This window comes from Sphingomonas sp. DMC8, from assembly GCF_056314185.1.
Map to the genome: position 1 here is coordinate 1 of NZ_JBQUYV010000020.1, position 708 is coordinate 708.

General features: G+C 63.7%; 1 protein-coding gene. It reads left to right on the forward strand.

What is annotated here, in order from left to right:
- Nucleotides 1-601: transposase (locus ACT53K_RS19360; protein ID WP_476230453.1), on the forward strand; the 601-nt coding region annotated here is incomplete at its 5' end.
- Between the last annotated feature and the right edge of the window lie 107 nt (nucleotides 602-708).

Genomic DNA, 708 nt, shown 5'->3' on the forward strand with positions numbered 1-708 from the left:
GCACAAGCTCGATCGGGCGCTGTTCGAAGCCGTGACCGCGCAGCTCAAGTTGAAGGCGGTGACGGTCAAGACCGGCACGCTGGTCGATGCGACTATCATCGCGTCAGCGAGCGAAGACGACGCTGACGCACGCTGGGTGAAGCACAAGGGAAAGCGCGCCGTTCACGGCTTCAAGGCCCATGTCGGTGCCGATGCCGACACGGCGCTGGTCGAGGAAGTCTCCGTTACCTCAGCCAACATCAACGACGGCAGGGCAGGCCCTGAAGCCTTGCCCGACAATCCTGGCGAAGTGTTTGCCGATAGCGCCTACCGCGGCGCGCACTTTCGTGATGCCGTGCGGGCGAAGGGCGGCATTCCCCGGATCGTCGCCACTGGCATGTGGGGCCGCGACGAGAAGGAAACGCTGCGCAAGCTCCACGCGTGGAATCAGCCGATCTACCGCGTGCGTGGCCGGATCGAGAAGATCTTCGGAACCTGGAAGCGAAGTTACGGCCTGCGCCGAATGCGGTGGAGAGGCCTCGCCAAAGCCGCCGCCCAAGTCCACCTCACCGCCACCGCCTACAACCTCAAGCGCACCATGAACATTCTCGCAGCGGCCTGAGATGCACTGCCCCATTCTACAAGCCACGCGCTCCGCCGGCCCCGAGCGAACGCCCCTCAGGTTCAATCAATTTCAACTGCTTACAGCCACCCGCGCACAGGTCTCAT